Annotated in this window: 1 protein-coding gene; it reads left to right on the top strand. The window is 69.2% G+C overall.

Going from position 1 to position 857, the window contains the following annotated elements; translation table 11 throughout:
- Window positions 1-687 (top strand): Wzy polymerase domain-containing protein (locus ACU8YE_RS23675; RefSeq protein ID WP_446929771.1); only part of this gene is annotated, 687 nt, incomplete at its 5' end.
- Window positions 688-857: the final 170 nt, after the last annotated feature.

The following is an 857-nucleotide window of genomic DNA, read 5'->3' as shown; positions in this document are numbered from 1 at the left end:
GTCGCGTGGTTCGTGCGCGCGGTGCGTGCGCCGCAGTCGAGCATGCGCGTGTTCGGCTTCGCGCTGATCGGCATCCTGCTGATGCATGCGCTGGTCGAGTATCCGCAGCAGTACATGTTCTTCCTGCTGCCGGCGATGTTCGTGATCGGGCTGCTCGACGTGAAGCCGCTGCGCATCCTGCCGGGGCGGGCGGCCTTCGGGCTGTTCGCGGTGCTGTCGTTCGGCGGCGTGCTGGCGGCGGTGCCCGTGCTGCGCGACTACCAGCGCGCGGAAGTGCTCTATTACGGCAGCAGCCCGGCCGCGCAGTACCGCGATGCGCCGTCGCTGCTGTTCGGCGCGTGGGGCGATTGCGGTGCGGCGACGCTGCTGCCGATTTCGCCGGACGATCTGCCGGCCAAGCTCGCCGCGCACGAGCGCGCGATCGCGCTGTTGCCCGGCGAGACGGTGCTGCGTCGCTACGCGGTGCTGCAGGCGCTGGCCGGCCGCGAAGCCGACGCGCTCGATACCGTCGCACGCCTGCATGTGTTCGCGAAGGAACTGAAGGACTGGCCGCAACAGCTGGCCGCGTTGTACAAGCTGTGCGACCAGGAGCCCGCGCTGAAGACGTTCAGGGCGGCCGTCGTCGCGAAATACGGGGAAGCGCCGGCCGACGAGGGCGACGACTCGGACGACGACGATTCGGATTGACGCCTGTCGTGCGCGCCGGAACGGGGAATTCCGGCGTCGATCGCGGCGGGCTTGAGGCGGCTGACGTCGGAGCCACACGACGTGGCCTGTCGTGCGGCAATCCGTCGGATCTCGATTACCTCGCGGATCGCGCGGATTCCGGCCGAACGAGCAGCGATTCGCGTCAACCA

Source organism: Ralstonia sp. VS2407 (genome assembly GCF_052950655.1).
The sequence above is the reverse complement of the archived record's forward strand: the minus strand, read 5'-3'. Positions and strand labels throughout refer to the sequence as shown.